The following is a 20229-nucleotide window of genomic DNA, read 5'->3' as shown; positions in this document are numbered from 1 at the left end:
ATATGACCGAGGAAAGGATCGAATTTTTCTACCACTATACCCTTGGGCCGGAATGGCAGCAGCAAATTGTGGATGGAATCGGTGCAACGCTAAAAGACAATAAAATTTTAACCATGCCCGGGAACATTGCTGATGGAGCTTCCATATTTCTGGAGGTGACCCCAGGATTATCGGTACTGCTGCTGGATATGACCTTTAAGGTTCCTGTAGCCATTACCAGAATCCCTACCGACCATAACTATTATATGGTTTATTTTGACATTGGGGACGAGATCACCACACACATTATTGGCAATACCGTTCATAAAGCCGGGTACCATGCTAAACTGGGGATGGGTTTTATGGACTGCAGTATGAAAGGTGTCATCATGCCGCCAATAGGCAGGCGCTCCTATAGTTTAAGGTTATTTATTGATAAAGGTCACCTAAAAGAGCTGGCCGCATCTACCAGGGATCTGGAAACAAATAACCTGCTTTTTGATGAGTCTAAGAACACACTTTTATTCTATAGCCATATCGATAGCAGGAGCAAAATACTGCTCAGCCAGCTAAAGGAGCATGATTTTGCCAGCCCTTCTTTTGAGCTAAAGCTAAAAAGTACGGCTTTATATTTATTGGGTTATCTGGTAGAACGTGCCAGCAGGTTTGAGCCGATTATCAATAAGTTATCTAATCAGGATATAGAACGTATATTTTTAACTTCTGAATACCTGATGGCAAACCTGCTCTCCGAATTTCCAGGTCTACAAAAGATGGCTGATATGGCAGAAATGTCCGTTTCAAAGTATAAAGGACTTTTCAAAAAGATATTAAAAGATAGTCCAAATCAATTTTTCCTGAATGAGAAACTGTTACTGGCACAGCAGCTTTTAAGCAGTGGTAATTTTTCAAGTGTCCAGGAAGTGGCTTATGAATTGGGCTATAGCAGCCCTAATTATTTTGCCAAAGTTTATAAGCACATGTTCCAGGTATTGCCTGGCGATATTTTGGAAAAACAGAACAGCAAGCCTTAAGGCCTGCTGTCTGCAGTAATTATAAAAAGAATCCCTAATTCTTTATTATATTACTTCTGCATACTAAAAACCAGGTAACCTTTGTTTTTTGCATGTATAATTATGGTTCCCCCTTTTACTTCAAATTTTTCTCCGGCGGTTAAATGACCTGCTACATTCATATCGTTTTCTCCAGGAACACTTCTGGAAGTGGAAACTTTCGCATCGGTCAGGCTGCCATCAGCTTTGACATTATAACTTCCTGTCATTTGCAGCAATTCTGGTTTTCCCGTAACATTTGCGGTCTGTTTTTCCTGATCAAAGGTCAGGCTTAAACTGCTTACCGGATATTTAACGGTTACGGAATCTTTTCCGGCAGCATCAGTTTGCTGCATTTCAATCAGTCTGTATTTTCCAGCTGGCAGTACATTTTCTTCAGGTTCTTGTACTTTATCTTTTTTACAGGCAGTAAATGCAGCTGCGATCACTAGTAATACGGCTAAAAATTTGTTTTTCATCTTGTTGCTTTTAAATGATTAATTATGATTGTTTTTGTGTGATATTTTCAGTTCTATAGATCAATTAATCGTCAATCCCCAGGTAGCGTGCAATTAGTTTCTGATCTATTTCCGGCTTACTTGCTATAGATAAAGAGGTACTTTCCCCAATACAAACTACACGTTTACCTTTTTTATCCTTTACAATTACGAAAAAACCTGCACTCTCCACCACGTTATCCTGCCCAGCTACTTCTGCATGAATCAGATCTGAGGGGAATAAAATTGGGCTTCCTTTTACGACGATGTATTTTCTTAATGATGCCATTGTTATTGTTGATTTACACGACAAAAGTACGGTTGGCAGATTCCAGAGAATGGAACATTCAGACAAAAAACTCTTAAAATAAGACCGATTCAAATATTGTCCCGAATAGCCTGATTCCCTGTAGAAAACACTAAATTGAGCGTAAATACGAATCCATGGAAGATAATGATGTAAAAATATCACGTAAGAAACCGACTTTTCCGGTTTCCCCTGCCTTACAGAAATACCTGAGAAGTTACCAGCGGGAATCCAGGCTCCCGATTAGTTATAATGATTTGATGATGTTCGATGAGTCCTTTCCGCTCATGGATAAATACGGCAAAGACACTTTATGGGAAGGACCGATTTATTCTTCAGAGCGTATTGAAAACCTACATAATGGTTTAAAAGTGATTTATGCCAACTTAAAAGCGTCCGGGAACCTGCGTATTGTGCAGCACAAATACATTGATAAGATTGAATACTGCACCTTCGGCAATACCCATCCCTTCCGGATTCGGATTGTGAACCGCCTAAATGATGTTTACGATTATTTCTATGTAAAAAAAGCTGATGCTTCCCGGATTTATGGCCTGGAACTGGAAGAAATCTTATCGCCAAATCAAGTAAATTACCTGGTAGATCGGGAAACACTGATTGAAGAACATATTGCCGGAATCCCTGGTGATGTATTTGCAAAAAACTATTTACACAACCCGGAATACAACCAGACGAGGATTGCAAAGGAGTTCGTGAAATTTAATGAGCGGTGTTTGGTCATGCTCCTTGGAGATATGCGCGCCTATAATTTTGTGGTACAGATTACGCCAGACTTTGACGATATTCAATTTAGAATCAGGGCCATAGATTTTGACCAGCAATTCTATGAGGGCAATTTAAAGGTATACCTGCCGCAGTTTTTTAAAGAGAACTTCCCTTATGTGAAATTATGCACGGAACAGCTGACTGATAAAACTTTTCTGCAATACCAGCAGGAGGAAAAATCCTCGATACTACACCGGGTACGCAGTGAACGTCACCGTTTAGCGGATTTAAGAGATGTATCCAATGAAGATGTATTAACTACTATTGAAAACACCAATAAGCTAAAATCAGGGATGGCAGCACATTTTGAAGATGAGCATTATCTGGAATGTGAAACCATGACGGATATTATTGAATTGAATGTAAAAAACATCATCCGACAGGTAAAATTATAAGGAGGTGTATACCCTCCTTATAATTTTAAAGGCCTTGTTATGATTTAACAGCTCAAAGTACTTCCTATTAGATTGATGTTAGATCTTTTTGATCATCACTACCCCATTGGTACTCTCATCCACATCACCACGTACCTTTGCTTTTATTGTAAATACAGCGCCCGTTTCATAATTGTCGATTTTGAAACTATACTTATTGTTGTTCGCTTCAGTTCCTGTGAAACCATCGTGCACATCTTCTGTGATCTTTAGCCCATTTTTATAAACTGTTATCGATTGAATCTCCAAACGTGAATCACCAGCAGTGTACCAGAAATGAAGTGCATACGTACCATTGCCCCTGATTTTTCCACCACCATTCATTTCCAGCAGGCCAAATTCTTTCCCCGGAACATTTTGAGGATTCCATTCGGCAACCAGCTCCCCATACTTTTTAAACTGCTCATATTTACCAGGGAAATAGAAGGGTAGGGAAAACTGACTTCTGTTCAATACAGTAATCGCATAGAAATCTGCCAATTCCTTAACCTCAACCGCTTTCGTATAAACCGGCGAATATGCATTAGGCAGACTGCCATCTGTGGTGTAGCGAATCTCCGCTCCATCTACCAGGTTTTCTAATTTGATCAAAAATCCTGCTGCAGTTTTCTCCTGACCGATTAATTTTGGCACTGGCATGCGGTAACCGATCCCGGCAGCATCATAGCGACTGTACTGACTGCGCATGCGGTTTTCGAAATCTTGCCAGTGCTGTCTGGCCAATGGTGTCCATAAAACCTCTGCCAATGCAGACATTCTTGGGAAGGTCAGGTAGTCAAAATATTTCTCCGAGCGGTTTTCATTTATCAGCGGAATTTCCTGAAGTATCGTCCCATGAATGAACTGATCCGCCCATAAAGTAGCAGATGCACCTAGGATCAATGGACGGTACTTTTCGTCCATGCCTTCCAGCATTGGGTTTAACTGGTAGACTTTTTCCAAAGAGATTGGAGGTAGCCAGCCTGCCGCTTTAATTTCACCAGGAATGGCACTTTCTGCCACATCGAAATAACAATAACCGGTTAACGACATCACAGAATAATGTCCGGCTTTAGCTGCTGTAAATGCTTTTTTAGGATCATGCCAGATCATGCCTACTGCTTGATCTTCTAAACCATCTTCAATAATCTCATCCCATCCAACAATGGTTTTTCCATACTTGCCAGCGATTTTCTGAACGCGGCGGTTGAAATGAAGGCGCAGCTGTTCTTCTGTTTTCAGACCAAGTGCTGCTTTTTTCTTTTGGCATATCGGACAGGCTTTCCAGCGCGTATACACTGCTTCATCACCACCAATATGCAGGTATTTTGAAGGAAATAACGCCACTGTTTCTTTGATGATGTGCTCAATAAATTCATAAGTACTGTCCTTGCCTGCACATAAAAGCTCTTTACTGATAAAGTGTTGTCCTGGAACATCATATTGTTCTCCGGTACAGCATAAATAAGGATAAGCAGCAATAGCAGCCTGTGCATGAGCGGGCAATTCCAATTCTGGAATAATGTCTACATTCCGTGCCAGACCATAGGCCACCATTTCTTTCAGGTCTTCCTGAGTATAATATCCACCTTTTCTATCTGATCCAACCCCACTAAAGCCACCAACAGTAGTCAGCTTAGGGTATTTTTTGATCTCTATTCTCCATCCAGAATCATCCGTCAGGTGAAAATGAAGTGTATTCATTTTGTACATCGCCATCATATCGATGAACCTCAATACATATTCTTTCGAGAAGAAATAACGGGCAACATCCAGCATCATGCCCCTCCATGGGTATAATGGTGCGTCTGTGATGACCGAAGCTTTAACTTCCCATTTTACGGCTTTCTGACGTTCCTTATGGTAAACTTCCGGAGGTAACATTTGAACTAAAGTTTGTATACCATAAAATACCCCTGCACTGTGGTTTCCAACAATGCTGATCAGGTCTTTACTGACAGTTAATTTATAGCTTTCTTTATTCGAAGAACCTGAATTTCCAATACGCAATGCGATGCCATTTACAGGGGTAGTATTTGACTCCAGCAATACAAAATCAAATCCTGTGGCTGGAGATAGTGCTGAAACTAGCAATTCTGCCTGTTGCTTCAGTCCTTTCTCATAAAATATTTTTGTTTGTGGTTTAATTAGAAATGAACCTTCTCCCGTTACGATCTGCTGAGGTAATGGAACTAGGTTAAACTGGGCGAATGCCGCTGAACTGGACAACAGCAATATGGCTAGTAAAAAGCGCGCCTGGTATTTAATTTTCATAACAATATTTGGTTTGTTTAAGCATGCGGACAAACTATTCAGTCCAGTTGTCTTTACACAATTGTAAGAAAATATTAACCAAAAAAAGCCAAGACAAAACCATGAGGAAGCACACAATCGTTTGCATCAACCATTGCAAACGGTTGCGTAATTTTCAAAGCAAATCTGCCTGGCGGTTGATTTATAGTCTATTTAAGGTAATCGAGGATTTTCTCCATCAGTTCAGACTCCGTAAAGGGCTTAATGATGTAATCATTTAAGCCAGCCGAAAGGTATCTTTCATGCGATTCGCTGCTGATCTGCCCGGTGATGGCAATGATAGGCAGCTGAGATTTTTGTTGATCCTCCAGCGCACGAATTCTCTTGGTGAGTTCTATTCCATCCATTTCAGGCATCTGAATATCGGTCAGCACCATGTCATAGCGTTTTGACTCCAGGAAATTTAAGGCTTCCTGCCCGTTTGTTGCCGTATCAAAGCTGATTCCTATTTTCTTAAAGATCATTTTGATCACCAGTAAATTCATTTCTGAATCATCAACCACCAGTAAATGAAGGTTTTTAAAGTGATCACTATTGATCACCAATGACTTTTGTTCATCCAGCTCTTCACGATCATTTTCGGCCACTACATAGGGGATTTCCAGTGTAAAAGTAGAACCTTTACCCAAGGTACTTTCCACAGAAATTTTTCCTTTATGCATTTCCACCAATTTCTTACTAATGGCTAATCCCAATCCAGAACCTTTTTGCCAATCGCTACGTTTAGAATTGATCACTTGTGAAAACTCATTGAAAATCAAGGCCTGGTTTTCCGCAGAAATACCAATCCCGGTATCTTTCACCTTAATCAATAAGACAATGTGTTTTTCATCAGTTTTCTTTAAGCTCACCTGAATGAGCACTTTCCCTTTGTCTGTAAACTTAATTGCATTTGCAATCAGGTTCATGACCATTTGTTTCAATCGATAAGGATCTCCATCCAATAGTAAATCTGGTGAATCACCAAGAACGAGTTCTAAAGTCAGGTCTTTCTGATCTGCCAGAATCCTTGCAGTAGACGCAATATCAGAGAGAATCCGCTTGTAACGGAAAGGTGTTTTCGCCAATGCCAGCTTCCCTGTTTCCAATCTGGAGAAATCCAACACTTCATTTACTGCCGATAATAACATAGAAGAAGAACTATCGAGCAGCTTAGACATCTGTTGCTGATCTTCATTCAAAGGCGTAGATTTGAGTTGCTCAGACACCCCGATAATTGCATTTAAGGGCGTTCTCATCTCATGACTGATGCTGGTAAAGAACCTGGATTTAATGATGACCTGCTCCGCTGCCAGCTGATTTGCCCTTAATGTTTTATCGTATGCACGGTAGAGCTTCCACATCAGCAGGATGATCGCAAGATAAGAAAGCACACTAATTCCAAAGTTAATTTGTCTGGATCTTCCGATTGCAATAAGAGATTGGTCTGCTCTGCTCTTCAATATCGCTTTTTTCAGCTCGGAGTTGATATTTTCTTTACTTCTATATTCCTGAAACAGGCGTTTAATATTCTGAAAGATACTTTCATTTAACTTCAGAATCGTTTCTTCCTTTTTGGTTAAATTATTACGGTTACTCTTCAGATCCTGGAAAAGACGGGCGTAAAACTGCTCGATATTTTCCAGGTTTTTCTTATTGTAAGCCTCAATATCACTCGCGGTCTGTTCATACGTGACTTCGGTTTTCACCATTTTTGTAGAATCTTTCCGATCCCCTTTATTAAGAATAGCATTTTTCAGCCTTTTGAATAGTTTTTGCTTTGGCGCTGCGGGTGCTGCAGCCAATTCTTCCACCTTAGTTATCTTTTTCAGCATCGCCTTAGGATAAGTCTTCAGCTTAGGTGCAGTTCCGGTAATCTTTAGCAATTCCATCTGCACATTGATGTTATTTAAAGAATCAGTAAGTCTTTTCAGTTCACTAAATATGGCCATCTGTCCACTTTTGTCTCTGAGATCTCCTACAATAACATCTGAAATATCACTGCTATCTCCTGCAGAAAGGTCTTTTAGCAAGCTGGAAATCAACTTGATATCCATCACATATTTCTTAAAATAATCGGTATCCCAGAGTGTGGTATACATTCTGAAATTATTTTCTGCTGTTTGTAAACTAAGGGTAATTGTATCCAGTTTAGAAATTCTCAAGTTATTAACTTCTAACTCCTTAAGACTGGAAACAAGCGTAGATTGTTCTGCACGCTGCACAACTGAATTTCGAAATAAAAATCCGATAAACAATATAATGACTGCAGAGATAAGAAGGAAAGAGCGTTGTTTGTTTTTCATTGATAAAAAAAGGATCAATATAAATTTCTATCGGTTAGCCGATTTTATCTACTAATCAAAGTTAAACATAATTTATAACAACGCTAAAACAACCGATTAATTATAAACAGGGGAACTATAAGTGTAACAACTTGTTTACCCCGCAAAGCATAAAACCAAGTATTGGCTGGCATTTTTCTTCACAGGAGGCGTAAAAACTGCCTTCTGTCCGATGGCCGGAAGCCGTTTCCTTTCCCCAGAAAAATTCGGCAATACTCAGAGGTTTCAGCTGATTTTTTGCCGCATAATCCAGCAATTTTGGGGCGCAGCAATCTCCTGTGCCTACAGGAATTCCCTTTTTCAATTGAAAAGCCTGCTCGAGGCTCCTGCTTTCCTTATTGAAATTATGGAAGGTGTAAAGCGCGTTCAGTTTTGCCAGTATTCCATGAGAAACCAGCCGTCTTTCCGCCAGTTTAGAATACCATTCTTTAGATTCTTTAGGAAGGCTGGCAATTAAATCCGTTAAGGGATGAATGTCAAGATTACCACGTTCCACCTCTGCTACGAAAGCATGTTCATCTACTAGTGGTGGCACCCATCCGGCTACATTCCATACCCCATTGTGTCTGGAAGAAAAGGCACGAAGGATGACTTCATTTCCTGCTGCGTCCTCGCAAACCAGGATCCCAAACATGCGTCCCCTCATTTTCGAGTATAAAATATCAGTAGACAATCTTGGATCTGCCAATGCTAAAGGAACATCAAAATCTATTCTTTTATACATAGAAAGCTGCGCCATAAGTTCATGGCAATGAGGGATAGCAAGTACTGAGGGCAATTCGTGAATTTCCCCACAATCATTGCAATAACCGAAACAGGACATATAATTTTGACAAGGACACAAATATATTAAAAATATAATAAACGATTTGGATATACGTAGTCAACTACGTAGTTTTGTACCGTACCATAAAAAAAAGTAATGGAAGTACATATCTCACAAATAAAAAACGAATCCGCAGCAGCCATCATTGACCTGATATTACCCATCCAGCAAATCGAATTTAAGGTAGCCATTACTTTAAGCGATCAACCGGATTTATTAGCGATAGAAGAAGTTTACTATCAAAAAGGTGGTTCCTTTTGGGGCGCAACAATTGACGGAAAATTGGTAGGCACCATTGCCATGATTAAATTCAACGATCATGAAGCAGCCATCAGAAAAATGTTTGTAAAAAAAGAATACCGAGGAAAAGAGCTTGGTATTGCACAGCGTTTATTGGAAAACCTGATCACACATTGCAAAAGCCATGGAATTGATCATCTTTATCTTGGAACAGTTCCAGTACTGGAAGCAGCCCTTCGTTTTTATGAGAGAAATGGCTTTCTGAAAATGGAAAAATCGGCCCTGCCCGTACAATTCCCTTTGATGGGTGGAGATTCCGTATTTTACCAATTAGAACTATCCTAATGAACGTCATAGACGAACTTGGTATCCTGGCCCTTTCTACACGTTTACAGCGCTTGAGTGAGCAGCTCCGGAAAGACGGTGCCCTACTCTACAAAACCTATGAAATTGATTTCGAACCGAAATGGTTTCCGGTGATTTATACGCTTCATCACAAACAGCCATTGGGCGTTGTAGAACTGGCTACGGAAATCGGTTATACCCATCCTTCCACCATCAGCTTGCTGAAAGAACTGGAAAAACAAAAGCTGATCCGTTCTAAAAAAGACAAAAAAGATGAGCGGAAACGGCTGGTGCAGCTGACGGCAAAAGGAGAAGAACTGATTGCTAAAATGCAGCCGGTATGGCAGCTCATGACCCGTATTTTATCTGAGGTGACCGACACGGAGAACAACCTGCTGAAGGCCATCACTGAGGCGGAGGAAAAATTAAAACAGCAAAGCTTTATACAAAGGGCATTGCAGGCGGCGGCTTCTAACTAAGCCGCCAGCCTTATCCAAAAATCATATCATAAAGTACTTTTATGCTCATAAATCCGACAATCAGCACCACTAAAGCTCCAAAAATGCTGAGCCATAAAGGATGCTTATAATCTCCGACAATCTTCTTTTTATAGGCTGCGAAAAGGATGGTTGCGAGCGTAACCGGCAAGATAAACCCATTCAGTACCCCTGCCAGAATCAACAATTTGACCGGCTTACCAATCAATACAAAGATCAAGGTAGATACAAGAATGAAAGCAATGATCACGATCCGTTCATGGTCTCTGATTTTAGAACTAAAAGATTTGATAAAAGAAACCGAAGTATAAGCAGAGCCGATTACGGAGGTTACCGCAGCTGAAAACATCACCAATCCGAATAACCGGTAGCCCAGATTTCCCGCTGCCAGCTGAAATACAGAGGCGGTAGGATTCGTCGCATCAATTGTCAGTCCCTGGCTAATCACCCCTAAAGAAGCCAAAAACAGGAATACGCGCACTAACGAAGCCACAGAAATCCCCATTACTGCGCTCGTATTTACCGCAGGTAAAGCTTCTTTTCCTTTCACTCCGGCATCTAGTAAACGATGACCGCCAGCAAAAGTAATATAGCCGCCTACCGTTCCACCAACCAGTGTGACAATACTTACAAAGTCTATCTTTAAAGGTAAAACCGTTCTGATTGCCGCCTCTCCTATTGGAGGAGCGGATGTAATTGCGATGTAGATGATCACAATGATCATTATAAAACCCATCAATTGTGCAAAGCGATCCATTGCCTTTCCAGCTTCCCGAACCATAAAAATTGCGATGGCTAAGGCAGCCGAAAAGATCGCCCCGTTAATGACAGAAATCCCCAGTAAGGCTTGTAATCCGAGACCTGCACCTGCTATATTTCCAATGTTAAAGGCCAATCCACCTAGAACAATTAAAAAAGAGATGAAGCCACCTAATCCAGGCAAAAGCATATTCGCAATATCCTGTGCTCTTTTTTCAGATACTGCAATTACGCGCCATATATTGAGCTGCACGCCTATATCTATAATAATGGAAACCAGGATCACAAAACCAAAGCTTGCGCCAAGCGACTGGGTAAAAAAGGTGGTTTGTGTTAAAAATCCCGGACCAACCGCAGAGGTAGCCATCAGAAATGCAGCCCCAATCAGGACACTTCTGTTTTTGATCACTTTCATTGGGGAACAGTATTAACGAGCAGTCCTTCTTTGTGAAACTCTTTACAGAGCTGCTCTGCAAAAGTAAGCGCAGATTTCCCATCCCCATGAATACAAATGGTATCGGCCTGGATAGGCACTAAAGTCCCCTGTGCAGAAATCACTGTCCCTTCTTTTACCATCTGTATCACTTGAGCAACAGCTAATAAATGATCTGTAATCAAGGCATTGGGCTGTTTTCTGGAAGTTAAATTTCCATCCTGCTGATAAGTACGGTCTGCGAATACCTCATTTGCCACCTTCAGGCCTGCACTTTCTCCGGCAAGAATCAGCTCTGAACCCGAAAGCCCATATAAAATCAAACCTGGATTTATTTTATAAATTGCCATGGCGATGGCTTCCGCGAGCGCTTTATCTTTTGCTGCCATATTATATAAAGCCCCATGTGGTTTCACATGATGCAGCTTTCCACCTTCCGTTTTCACAAAAGCATCGAGTGCCCCAACCTGATAAATCACCATATCGTAAGCTTCCTCGGGAGTGATTGCCATCTCTCTTCTGCCAAATCCCTGAAGATCCGGAAGCCCTGGATGAGCACCAATCGCTACTCCATGACGGATGGCCAGCCGAACTGTTCTTTTCATCACTGCCGGATCTCCTGCATGGAAACCACAGGCAATGTTTACTGAGGAAACAAAGGGCATAATTGCGGCGTCATTGCCGATGTCAAAGGCACCAAATCCTTCGCCCATATCACAATTCAGGTCCACCTTAAAAGTTTTAGCCATGGTTTTTATATTTAAAAGTTAAGCTTTGCTTCAACTGGTTTATTTCTTCGGTTCTGGCTGTTAACAGCTTCTGTGCCTGCTTTAAGGTTAGCATTTCAAATTGAATCACCTTTCCTGGGGACAGCTGAGCTAATTTCCCAAGATCAACGCTGAGCACCTGTAAGATCCTTGGATAACCACCAGTGGTCTGATGATCTGCCATTAAAATCACCGGACTTCCCTGAGCAGTGACCTGCACGGTTCCAAATGCAACAGCGGAGGATAACATTTCTTTATTTGTTTTCAGTTGTAAAAGCGGACCTTCCAATTGATACCCCATCCGATCTGCCGCATTACTGATACGAAACTCTTTGAGGAGTAAATCAGCAATACTTTTCTCCTGGAACAAATCAAATTCCGGACCTTTTATCACACGAATTACCTGTGGGATTAATGACGTATACATGCTTCGGCTTAAGCTCCAGTTCAATCGCTCTGGTAAAACAGGAATGTCCTGGTTAAAGGCAATCTGATCTCCTTTTTTTAAAGCACGTCCTTCGAAACCACCAAAACCTGCACGGAGATAGGTGGAGTAACTGCCCAAAACCTGAGGAATATCAAAACCTCCCTGAACGGTTAAATAAGCACGACAGCCGGCTAAAGCTTCGCCAAAAGAAAGCACAGCACCTTTAGGCACCAATATTGGACGGTACCTATCTATTGAAGCACCATCAATTTCTGCCGATAAATCAGCACCTGTAATCGCAATCAACGCCTCATTTTCGAAAAGAAGTGATGGTCCTGATAATGTACACTCCAGTCCAGCATCGGTTTCCTCATTTCCAAGTAATAAATTACCCATTAGGAGTGCATCTTTGTCCATCGCCCCGCTTTCAATGACTCCATCTTTACGGTATCCAATTCTACCAAGATCCTGTATAGTAGTTAGCATTCCTGCTTTTATGACCTTAATTCCCATCTAATTCCTTTTTATTTTCTTAAACTCAGTTTCAGAAATAGCTACAAACCGGAGTCGGTCGCCGGCCTTTAACAAAGCTGGAACCGCTCTGTTTACCTCAAATAATTGCAGCGGAGTTTGTCCGATAATCTGCCAGCCACCCGGGGTTTCTATAGGATAAATTCCGGTTTGCAGACCTGCAATCCCCACAGAACCGGCAGGAATGACTGCTCTAGGTTTTTCCTTTCTAGGAGCTGAGATCTTTTCGCTCATCCCACCAAGGTAAGGAAAACCGGGTGCAAAGCCAATCATATAGACCACATATTCTGCTTCAGAATGTATAGAGATGACCTCTGAAGTGCTCAATTGGTGCTGTCGGGCTACAAAATCAAGATCCGGACCCCGATCTCCTCCGTATACTACTGGTATTTCAATTGCTGCCGATTCAAGAATCTCTACTTCTTCCATTAAATCGTCCAGCATCTCTTCCAGCAGCGGCTTTACCGCTGAATAATCGATTACCCAGGGCTGATAATAGACCGTTACCGAAGTAAATGCCGGCGTATATTCTACGAATCCATCAAAAGCATATTCATCCAGATAAGCTGCAACTGCCCTCACCTTCTGATGAATTTCCGGGCTGATCAGCTCGGAAAACTGAATCACAATAGCGGAATCACCGAGCGGATAAAAAGTTGCTTTTTCCATAACCGTTTTAGCTGAATTTTAATGGTGATCCGGGTGCCAATTCATAAGGCACTGTCCCGGTGAGAAAAATCCTGGAATTTTTGCTGCCTTCTGTGGTGATGGCCTCCCCTTTTACACGAATCCAGCTTCCTTCACGAAGTCCAACTACAGGCGTATCATTGAACACATGAAATTCTTTGATTCTCGTTTCCCTGGTTTCGCCATTGTGTGTACTTGTTGGATCCGGATCCAGGTAATGGGCATTGATATTAAATGGAATCAGGCCCATTGTTGTAAAATCCGAGGGATAGACAATGGGCATATCATTGGTATTTTTCATATTGACACCTCCGATATTACTCCCTGCACTCGTTCCTAAGTAAGGAACTCCGCTTTCTACCTTTTGTTTCAATACTTCCATCAGGTTTAAATTGTGTAGCTGCTGCACGAGTAAAAAGGTATTTCCACCCCCTGTGAAAAAGCCTTCTGCTTCCGCGATTGCGGTTTCCGGCTCAGGAAAAGTATGTAATCCGCGAACGCTAATCCCTATAGCAGCAAAAGTTTGCCTTACCTTTTCGGTATAGTCATCATGGCTGATGCCTCCCGGGCGGGCAAAAGGAATAAATATGATCTCGGAAACACCGGCAAAAAAGGCAGACAATTCCGGCAATAGATAAGCAAGATATTCCGCTCCATATAAGGTAGAGGTACTGGCCAGCAGGACATTTTTCATAACAATGTTTTTATTAAGCATTGCTAAAGTAGGAATCTGGTTCCTTATAAACGAAAAAACGCCTCCCAATTTGAATCGGGAGGCGTTTAAAAAAAATCGCTTATTTAGATTTGCTTTCCAGCCATTGTCTGGCGTTTACAAAAGCTTCCATCCATGGAGTTACTTCGTCTTTGCGTCCTTTCGGATAGTTAGCCCAATGCCATTGGAACAATGAACGTTCAATATGCGGCATCATCACCAGGTGTCTTCCTGATTTATCACACATCATTGCGGTGTTGTAATCAGAACCATTTGGATTGGCAGGATAGCTTTCGTAAGCATATTTCGCTACGATACCATACTGATCTTCTGCGTACGGCAATTGGAATTTACCTTCACCATGTGAAACCCATACCCCTAATGTGCTTCCGGCAAGGCTGGATAACATGACAGAGTTGTTTTCTTGAATGGTTAATGAAGTAAAGATACTTTCATGCTTCTGACTATCATTGTGCAGCATCTTAGGTTTTTCTTCATGATCTTTATTGATCAATCCTAATTCCACAAACAGCTGACAACCGTTACAGATACCTACTGAAAGTGTATCCTCACGTTTAAAGAAGTTTTCTAAAGCTACTCTTGCTTTTTCATTGTATAAGAAAGCACCAGCCCAGCCTTTTGCAGAACCCAATACGTCTGAGTTAGAGAAACCTCCAACAGCACCGATAAACTGGATGTCTTCTAAAGTCTCACGGCCAGAGATTAAATCTGTCATGTGTACATCTTTCACGTCGAAACCTGCAAGGTACATGGCATTTGCCAGTTCACGCTCAGAGTTACTTCCTTTTTCTCTCAATACCGCTGCTTTTGGCCTTGGTTTGCTCGCGTCAAAAGAAGCTTTTTTACCATCAAACTGTAATGGAAAGGTATAATTTAGTACGTGGTTTTTGTAGTTATCAAAACGTTCTTTTGCTTTAACCGCACCTGCTTGTTTCTGATCTAACAGGTAAGAAGTTTTGAACCATACATCACGAAGGTGATCGATATCGAAGCTATGGCTGCTTGTCGCGTTTTTAACCGTTAATACCGGCTCAGATTTCACGATACCAATTTTATGGTAAGCTACACCTGCTTCTGCAAGTAATCCTTCTACAGATGGATCAGCCTGGAATACGATACCAATATTTTCTGCGAACAATACCTTAATCAGGTCCTCATTGCTCAATTCAGAAAGATCGATGGCTGCGCCAAGGTCTCTGTCTGCAAAGCAAAGTTCTAATAGGGTGGTGATTAAACCTCCGCTGCCGATGTCATGACCAGCCTGGATTTTACCAGTTTTGATCAATTCCTGAAGCGTATTGAATGAATTTTTAAATTGAGCAGCATCTGTTACATCCGGAGTTTCATGACCAATTTTGTTCATGATCTGCGCGAAAGAAGATCCACCTAACTTATAAGTATCATTTGAAAGGTTGATATAATAGATTGAACCGCCATTTTTCTGAAGAACAGGTTCTACTACTGCGGTAATGTCATCGCAATGACCACCGGCAGAAATGATCACCGTACCTGGAGCAATTACTTCTCCGTCTGGATATTTCTGTTTCATTGATAAGGAATCCTTACCTGTAGGAATGTTGATGCCTAATTCGATGGCAAATTCAGAACATGCTCTCACCGCTTCATATAGACGGGCATCTTCACCTTCATTTTTACAAGCCCACATCCAGTTGGCAGAAAGCGAAACGCTATCCAATCCATCTTTTAATGGTGCCCAAACGATGTTGGAAAGAGATTCAGCAATGGCGTTACGACTACCCGCAGCAGGATCAATCAAAGCAGAGATTGGTGCATGACCAATTGAAGTCGCGATACCATCTTTTCCCTGATAATCCAGTGCCATTACCCCACAGTTGTTTAATGGCAATTGTAATGGACCTGTACATTGTTGTTTGGCCACTTTACCACCTACACAACGATCAACTTTATTAGTCAGCCAGTCTTTCGATGCTACTGCTTCCAGTTGCAATACCTGCTCCAAATAAGTATCCAATTGATTGATATCATAAGTAACAGGCTCATATTTCCTGTCGATTGTCGTATCTTCCATTACCACCTTTGGCGAGCTGCCAAACATGTCTTTCAGCTCTAAGTCCATTGGTTTTAAGCCAGTAGTTTTAGAGGCGAAAGTAAAGCGGTGATCGCCGGTTACTTCACCAACGGTATACATTGGGCTACGCTCACGATCAGCAATTTTATGTAGAATATCGATGCTGTCTGCGCCGATGACCAATCCCATACGTTCCTGAGATTCGTTTCCGATGATTTCTTTCGCAGAAAGCGTAGGGTCTCCAACCGGAAGCTGATCCAGGTCGATCAATCCACCTGTTTCTTCAACTAGTTCAGAAAGACAGTTTAAGTGACCACCAGCTCCGTGATCATGAATAGAAACGATAGGGTTAATATCGCTTTCCACCATACCACGAACGGTATTGGCTGCTCTTTTCTGCATTTCAGGGTTAGAACGCTGAATTGCATTCAGCTCGATGCTGGAACCTAGTGCACCAGTATCTGCAGAAGAAACCGCAGCACCACCCATACCAATGCGGTAGTTCTCGCCACCTAAGATGACAATTTTATCACCTGTACTTGGTTTATGTTTTAAAGCCTGATCTGCTTTACCGTAGCCAACGCCACCGGCAAGCATGATCACTTTATCGTAACCTAATCTTCTGCCTTCTTCTTCATGCTCGAAAGTAAGCACAGAACCAGTAATTAGCGGTTGTCCGAATTTATTACCAAAGTCTGAAGCTCCGTTAGAGGCTTTGATCAGAATATCCATTGGTGTTTGGTATAACCATTTTCTTTCGTCAACACCAGCTTCCCAGGGACGATTTTCTTCTAATCTTGATAAGGCAGTCATGTAAACTGCAGTACCTGCAAGCGGTAATGACCCTTGTCCGCCTGCTAACCTATCTCTGATTTCTCCACCAGCACCAGTTGCAGCACCATTAAATGGTTCCACAGTAGTTGGGAAGTTATGTGTTTCCGCTTTAATAGAAATTACAGATTCGAAATCTTTTACCTGGTAATAATCAGGCACATCTGCTCTTTTTGGAGCAAATTGCTGTACTACCGGACCTTTTACGAAGGCAACGTTATCTTTATACGCAGAAACAATTCCGTTAGGGTGTGCTTCTGAAGTATGACGAATCATTTTGAATAGAGAATAAGGTTTTTCTTCTCCGTCGATCACGAATCTTCCGTTGAAGATTTTATGGCGACAGTGTTCAGAGTTTACCTGAGAGAAACCGAATACTTCTGAATCTGTAAGCTTACGACCCAGGTTTTCAGCTAGCTGGTTTAAGTAATTTACTTCTTCGTCGCTCAATGACAATCCTTCCTGCTTGTTATAAGCAGCAATATCAGAGATTTCCAGAATCGCTTCTGGCTGAACATTAGTCGTAAAGACATCCTGACCTAGTCCTTCATATTTTTGAAACAACATGTGATCATAGTCCGAAGCATCAGCAGTGACCGTTTCGAACTCCTCAATACGAACGATACCATGAAGGTCCATATTTTGGGTAATCTCTACCGCGTTTGTGCTCCATGGGGTTACCATTGCTGCCCTTGGGCCAACAAAGAAACCATTTAAGGAAGTTTCGGTTTTAACTTTCGCGCCTCCAAACAGCCAACTTAATTTTGAAATATCAGCTGGTGTCAGGCTCCGGTTTACTTGCAAGACGTAAATCTTGGCAGATGGGGTTTCGAAGAAAAAGATCATATTCATAAAGTGCTGCAAAGATACTTTAAAAAGTAATAATGATGCAATTGAAAATGACTAAAATAACAACAAACATCGGACAAAAACAGGTAGATTGCCTCAGTTATGACCCTGATCTGATCTTTTTTGTCGTATATTTGGAAGAGAGATTACCTCCATTGGAAGGTGATTAATTTCAAGCCTTTTCTTTATCGCTGCCCTCAATAATTGAAAAATGATAAAATATCAAAATATTCAGTTTAGCAGTATGAGTTTCAGTAATGACTACTCTTCCCCATGTGCGCGCAACCTGTGAAGCTTTAGCTAGGTACTAGTAGGGGGCTGATAGGGCCTTGTAGGGCCAAAAACTCTTACAGACCTTATTCAAGGAAGCGGCAGTCCTGTTCCAGAACAGAACTGCATAGGAGCACATCATCCACAGAAATATAGAAGAACAACTGCATAGAAAACTCGGATATTAATAAATTAGCTAGTATATTTAGTTAGCTATAACAGATTAATCGCTCCCTACCTATGGCCTTAAAGCACAGCGCAAAATTTCGAATCAGAAAAATCAAGAAATTCTTTAGCCTTTTAGGGCCAGGACTTACTACAGGGGCTGCGGATGATGATCCATCAGGTATTGCGACCTATTCTCAAACCGGGGCACAATTTGGATACGGGCAACTGTGGACTGCATTGTATATGCTCCCTTTCATGACCGCTGTTCAGGAGGCCTGTGCAAGAATAGGATTGGTGACCGGAAAAGGTATTGCTGCCGTCATTAAAGAACATTACAGCCGCAATGTGCTCTATGCAGTAGTTGGACTGGTGGTAGTGGCCAATACCATTAATATTGGTGCAGATATTGGAGCGATGGCTGCAGCGGCACAGCTCTTAGTTCCTGTACATTTTGTGGTATTGACCTTCTTTTTTACTACCACCATCCTGATGCTCGAAATTTTCACCAGCTACAGGGCTTATTCCAAGATCTTAAAATGGCTGGCACTCGCCCTACTCGCCTACCCGATTACGGCATTCATGATTGATCAGCCATGGGGAACGGTGTTAAAAGCCACTGTGATTCCACATTTTGAATTCTCATTTGATTTCCTGTTTATCATCACGGGCGTGTTTGGAACCACCATCACCCCTTATATGTTTTTCTGGCAGGCCTCACAGGAGGTGGAGGAACAAAAGGAAAAGGGCCTGATCAGGGATGGGAAACCAAGGATCGGCTGGCCAAATATCCATGCCATGCGTAAAGATAATAATGTAGGCATGATCATTTCAGAGTTTACCACCTGGTGTATTCTATTAGTAGGTGCTACTGTACTGCATGGCAGCGGGATTACTGATGTGAAAAATGCAGCAGATGCAGCCAAAGCACTTGAACCCTTAGTACACTCCTTTCCTAATTCCGGTTACCTGGCCAAATTAATCTTCTCCGTAGGTATCATTGGACTTGGTTTGCTGGCAGTCCCTGTACTCTCAGGATCGGCGGCTTATGCCGTTGCCGAAGCGTTCGACTGGAGTGCCAGTCTTAATCTTAAACTCAAAAAAGCACATGGCTTTTATGGCGTTATTATCATATCCACATTCATTGGTTTATTCATCAATTTCATAGGAATCGATCCGGTAAAGGCCTTGGTGTATACGGCGGTAATTAATGGTATAGCAGCTGTACCTCTATTATATCTGATTGTTAAAATTGCGGCAAGTGATGAAATTATGGGGGAATACAAAAGCGGATGGTTATCGAAGACATTGCTTTGGACCACTTTTTTCATCATGGGTGCAGCAGCAGTCGCTTTATTCTTTACAATATGGCATTAAGCTAAAAACAGATAAGAAGCTGGCACTTTCAAATCATGTCGGCCCTTATCTGATGGTTATTTCTAAATTCAGGATTTCTGTTCTTCTTCCTCGGCTTTGACTGTTGATTGCTGAAGATCTAAATCTACCATTTCGATGGTAATGGGATCATCCGCTCTTCTTCTATTGGCAGGTATGGCTACACCACCACTTATCCCAATGCCAAATGAAGCCAAAATAATCAGCAAAGCCCAGCACAATAGCTTCAAAGCTTTCTTTAAACTTCGCATGTGATTGATTAAAATTCAAAAATTTCTGACTGACAATGATTGCCTCCAAGCAGCTTTGATTAATTCATGGAATATGCCCGAAACAGGCAAGAAATGAATCGGATGGAAGGGGTATTTTGATGATGGATGAATTCAATAAAAAGCTCCTGATACAATGTACCAGACTTAAATCGTTTAAATTTTTCAGCTAACTGATTCAGTTTTGTTTTTAGTAAACCTGTATAGTTCAACCTTGCGGAATGTTCAAAGCTGCTCCGTAATAAACTAACATGACTTGAAATTTCAACGCTTAGTCCGGCCTGGTAATGAACACTGCGGGATAACGATTTTTGCTGTTTAGACCAGCGAGCTTCTGTAAGGTGTTTTTGAGGTTGGAGCGTAGAATAGCCGATATATCCGGAAGTACAGAAAAAAGACAGCAGCAGAGAAAAGACCAATAAAAATCTCATTATCTGCCATTTATAATATATCTTTTGATCCTTCATCACCTATGCAAAGATAA

The 20229-nt window shown here is 41.5% G+C and carries 19 protein-coding genes; 6 read left to right on the top strand and 13 right to left on the bottom strand.

Translation table 11 applies throughout. The features are described from left to right. Nucleotides 1-2: 2 nt before the first annotated feature. Nucleotides 3-1013 carry a helix-turn-helix domain-containing protein gene (locus AQ505_RS06645; RefSeq protein WP_062547459.1) on the top strand — a complete coding sequence of 337 codons (1011 nt, stop codon included), beginning with the start codon at nucleotides 3-5 and terminating at the stop codon, nucleotides 1011-1013. A 50-nt stretch (nucleotides 1014-1063) separates the two neighbouring features. Here the strand turns inward: AQ505_RS06645 and AQ505_RS06640 are convergent, their stop codons facing one another. Beyond that, nucleotides 1064-1510, bottom strand: a complete 447-nt coding sequence (locus AQ505_RS06640; RefSeq protein ID WP_062547458.1) for a hypothetical protein — start codon at nucleotides 1508-1510, stop codon at nucleotides 1064-1066. Nucleotides 1511-1574: 64 nt separating this feature from the next. After that, on the bottom strand, nucleotides 1575-1817 hold the full coding sequence (locus AQ505_RS06635) for a hypothetical protein (protein WP_062547457.1): 243 nt from the start codon (nucleotides 1815-1817) through the stop codon (nucleotides 1575-1577). 155 nt (nucleotides 1818-1972) lie between these two features. On the opposite strand from AQ505_RS06635, the gene AQ505_RS06630 reads away from it, so the two are divergent. Then, the gene (locus AQ505_RS06630; protein ID WP_062547456.1) at nucleotides 1973-3016 is read left to right on the top strand and encodes a hypothetical protein; all 1044 of its coding nucleotides are present in this window, start codon (nucleotides 1973-1975) and stop codon (nucleotides 3014-3016) included. A gap of 78 nt (nucleotides 3017-3094) precedes the next feature. On the opposite strand, the gene AQ505_RS06625 is transcribed toward AQ505_RS06630, so the two are convergent. From AQ505_RS06625 to AQ505_RS06615, 3 genes are all read right to left on the bottom strand, one after another. Next, nucleotides 3095-5308 carry a beta-N-acetylhexosaminidase gene (locus tag AQ505_RS06625; protein ID WP_062547455.1) on the bottom strand — a complete coding sequence of 738 codons (2214 nt, stop codon included), beginning with the start codon at nucleotides 5306-5308 and terminating at the stop codon, nucleotides 3095-3097. Between the two features lie 188 nt (nucleotides 5309-5496). Then, a complete protein-coding gene (locus AQ505_RS06620) occupies nucleotides 5497-7632 on the bottom strand; it encodes a response regulator (protein ID WP_062547454.1) in 2136 nt (711 codons plus the stop codon). Nucleotides 7633-7747: 115 nt separating this feature from the next. After that, nucleotides 7748-8395, bottom strand: a complete 648-nt coding sequence (locus AQ505_RS06615; RefSeq protein WP_157262229.1) for a hypothetical protein — start codon at nucleotides 8393-8395, stop codon at nucleotides 7748-7750. A gap of 198 nt (nucleotides 8396-8593) precedes the next feature. On the opposite strand from AQ505_RS06615, the gene AQ505_RS06610 reads away from it, so the two are divergent. After that, entirely contained in the window at nucleotides 8594-9082 is a 489-nt protein-coding gene (locus AQ505_RS06610; RefSeq protein WP_062547452.1) for a GNAT family N-acetyltransferase, read from the top strand. Further along, nucleotides 9082-9561, top strand: coding sequence for a MarR family winged helix-turn-helix transcriptional regulator (locus AQ505_RS06605; RefSeq protein WP_062547451.1), 480 nt, complete (start codon nucleotides 9082-9084; stop codon nucleotides 9559-9561). The genes AQ505_RS06610 and AQ505_RS06605 overlap by 1 nt, the downstream gene beginning before the upstream one ends. 10 nt (nucleotides 9562-9571) lie before the next feature. Here AQ505_RS06605 and AQ505_RS06600 read toward each other — a convergent pair whose 3' ends face one another. The 6 genes from AQ505_RS06600 to purL form a co-directional block, all read right to left on the bottom strand. Beyond that, nucleotides 9572-10753, bottom strand: coding sequence for an NRAMP family divalent metal transporter (locus AQ505_RS06600; protein WP_062547450.1), 1182 nt, complete (start codon nucleotides 10751-10753; stop codon nucleotides 9572-9574). Next, the gene (locus AQ505_RS06595) at nucleotides 10750-11520 is read right to left on the bottom strand and encodes a LamB/YcsF family protein (RefSeq protein WP_062547449.1); all 771 of its coding nucleotides are present in this window, start codon (nucleotides 11518-11520) and stop codon (nucleotides 10750-10752) included. The genes AQ505_RS06600 and AQ505_RS06595 overlap by 4 nt, the downstream gene beginning before the upstream one ends. Continuing rightward, nucleotides 11513-12478: a biotin-dependent carboxyltransferase family protein gene (locus AQ505_RS06590; protein WP_062547448.1), complete on the bottom strand. Its 966-nt coding sequence runs from the start codon at nucleotides 12476-12478 to the stop codon at nucleotides 11513-11515. The genes AQ505_RS06595 and AQ505_RS06590 overlap by 8 nt, the downstream gene beginning before the upstream one ends. Next, entirely contained in the window at nucleotides 12479-13165 is a 687-nt protein-coding gene (pxpB, locus tag AQ505_RS06585; protein WP_062547447.1) for a 5-oxoprolinase subunit PxpB, read from the bottom strand. 7 nt (nucleotides 13166-13172) lie between these two features. Then, a complete protein-coding gene (pepE, locus tag AQ505_RS06580) occupies nucleotides 13173-13877 on the bottom strand; it encodes a dipeptidase PepE (protein ID WP_062550905.1) in 705 nt (234 codons plus the stop codon). A gap of 100 nt (nucleotides 13878-13977) precedes the next feature. Then, entirely contained in the window at nucleotides 13978-17643 is a 3666-nt protein-coding gene (gene purL / locus AQ505_RS06575; RefSeq protein ID WP_062550904.1) for a phosphoribosylformylglycinamidine synthase, read from the bottom strand. A gap of 38 nt (nucleotides 17644-17681) precedes the next feature. On the opposite strand from purL, the gene AQ505_RS27135 reads away from it, so the two are divergent. Both AQ505_RS27135 and AQ505_RS06570 read left to right on the top strand, forming a co-directional pair. After that, on the top strand, nucleotides 17682-17816 hold the full coding sequence (locus AQ505_RS27135; RefSeq protein ID WP_257720571.1) for a hypothetical protein: 135 nt from the start codon (nucleotides 17682-17684) through the stop codon (nucleotides 17814-17816). A 340-nt stretch (nucleotides 17817-18156) separates the two neighbouring features. After that, nucleotides 18157-19458 carry an NRAMP family divalent metal transporter gene (locus tag AQ505_RS06570; protein WP_062547446.1) on the top strand — a complete coding sequence of 434 codons (1302 nt, stop codon included), beginning with the start codon at nucleotides 18157-18159 and terminating at the stop codon, nucleotides 19456-19458. 68 nt (nucleotides 19459-19526) lie between these two features. Here the strand turns inward: AQ505_RS06570 and AQ505_RS06565 are convergent, their stop codons facing one another. Both AQ505_RS06565 and AQ505_RS06560 read right to left on the bottom strand, forming a co-directional pair. After that, entirely contained in the window at nucleotides 19527-19727 is a 201-nt protein-coding gene (locus tag AQ505_RS06565; protein ID WP_062547445.1) for a hypothetical protein, read from the bottom strand. Between the two features lie 59 nt (nucleotides 19728-19786). Beyond that, a complete protein-coding gene (locus AQ505_RS06560) occupies nucleotides 19787-20176 on the bottom strand; it encodes a hypothetical protein (RefSeq protein ID WP_157262227.1) in 390 nt (129 codons plus the stop codon). Between the last annotated feature and the right edge of the window lie 53 nt (nucleotides 20177-20229).

The organism is Pedobacter sp. PACM 27299 (assembly GCF_001412655.1).
Taxonomy (GTDB): Bacteria; Bacteroidota; Bacteroidia; order Sphingobacteriales; family Sphingobacteriaceae; genus Pedobacter.
This window is presented reverse-complemented; position numbering and strand designations above follow the sequence as displayed.

What these genes read in the sequence shown, in the direction of transcription:
- AQ505_RS06565 (WP_062547445.1), bottom strand. Translation starts at nt 19,727, where the DNA reads ATGCGAAGTTTAAAGAAAGCTTTGAAGCTATTGTGCTGGGCTTTGCTG.
- AQ505_RS06635 (WP_062547457.1), bottom strand. Translation starts at nt 1,817, where the DNA reads ATGGCATCATTAAGAAAATACATCGTCGTAAAAGGAAGCCCAATTTTA.
- pepE (WP_062550905.1), bottom strand. Translation starts at nt 13,877, where the DNA reads ATGAAAAATGTCCTGCTGGCCAGTACCTCTACCTTATATGGAGCGGAA.
- AQ505_RS06570 (WP_062547446.1), top strand. Translation starts at nt 18,157, where the DNA reads ATGGCCTTAAAGCACAGCGCAAAATTTCGAATCAGAAAAATCAAGAAA.
- AQ505_RS06605 (WP_062547451.1), top strand. Translation starts at nt 9,082, where the DNA reads ATGAACGTCATAGACGAACTTGGTATCCTGGCCCTTTCTACACGTTTA.
- AQ505_RS06590 (WP_062547448.1), bottom strand. Translation starts at nt 12,478, where the DNA reads ATGGGAATTAAGGTCATAAAAGCAGGAATGCTAACTACTATACAGGAT.
- AQ505_RS27135 (WP_257720571.1), top strand. Translation starts at nt 17,682, where the DNA reads ATGATGCAATTGAAAATGACTAAAATAACAACAAACATCGGACAAAAA.
- AQ505_RS06595 (WP_062547449.1), bottom strand. Translation starts at nt 11,520, where the DNA reads ATGGCTAAAACTTTTAAGGTGGACCTGAATTGTGATATGGGCGAAGGA.
- AQ505_RS06645 (WP_062547459.1), top strand. Translation starts at nt 3, where the DNA reads ATGACCGAGGAAAGGATCGAATTTTTCTACCACTATACCCTTGGGCCG.
- AQ505_RS06620 (WP_062547454.1), bottom strand. Translation starts at nt 7,632, where the DNA reads ATGAAAAACAAACAACGCTCTTTCCTTCTTATCTCTGCAGTCATTATA.
- AQ505_RS06610 (WP_062547452.1), top strand. Translation starts at nt 8,594, where the DNA reads ATGGAAGTACATATCTCACAAATAAAAAACGAATCCGCAGCAGCCATC.
- purL (WP_062550904.1), bottom strand. Translation starts at nt 17,643, where the DNA reads ATGATCTTTTTCTTCGAAACCCCATCTGCCAAGATTTACGTCTTGCAA.
- AQ505_RS06600 (WP_062547450.1), bottom strand. Translation starts at nt 10,753, where the DNA reads ATGAAAGTGATCAAAAACAGAAGTGTCCTGATTGGGGCTGCATTTCTG.
- AQ505_RS06640 (WP_062547458.1), bottom strand. Translation starts at nt 1,510, where the DNA reads ATGAAAAACAAATTTTTAGCCGTATTACTAGTGATCGCAGCTGCATTT.
- AQ505_RS06625 (WP_062547455.1), bottom strand. Translation starts at nt 5,308, where the DNA reads ATGAAAATTAAATACCAGGCGCGCTTTTTACTAGCCATATTGCTGTTG.
- AQ505_RS06615 (WP_157262229.1), bottom strand. Translation starts at nt 8,395, where the DNA reads ATGTATAAAAGAATAGATTTTGATGTTCCTTTAGCATTGGCAGATCCA.
- AQ505_RS06630 (WP_062547456.1), top strand. Translation starts at nt 1,973, where the DNA reads ATGGAAGATAATGATGTAAAAATATCACGTAAGAAACCGACTTTTCCG.
- pxpB (WP_062547447.1), bottom strand. Translation starts at nt 13,165, where the DNA reads ATGGAAAAAGCAACTTTTTATCCGCTCGGTGATTCCGCTATTGTGATT.
- AQ505_RS06560 (WP_157262227.1), bottom strand. Translation starts at nt 20,176, where the DNA reads ATGAGATTTTTATTGGTCTTTTCTCTGCTGCTGTCTTTTTTCTGTACT.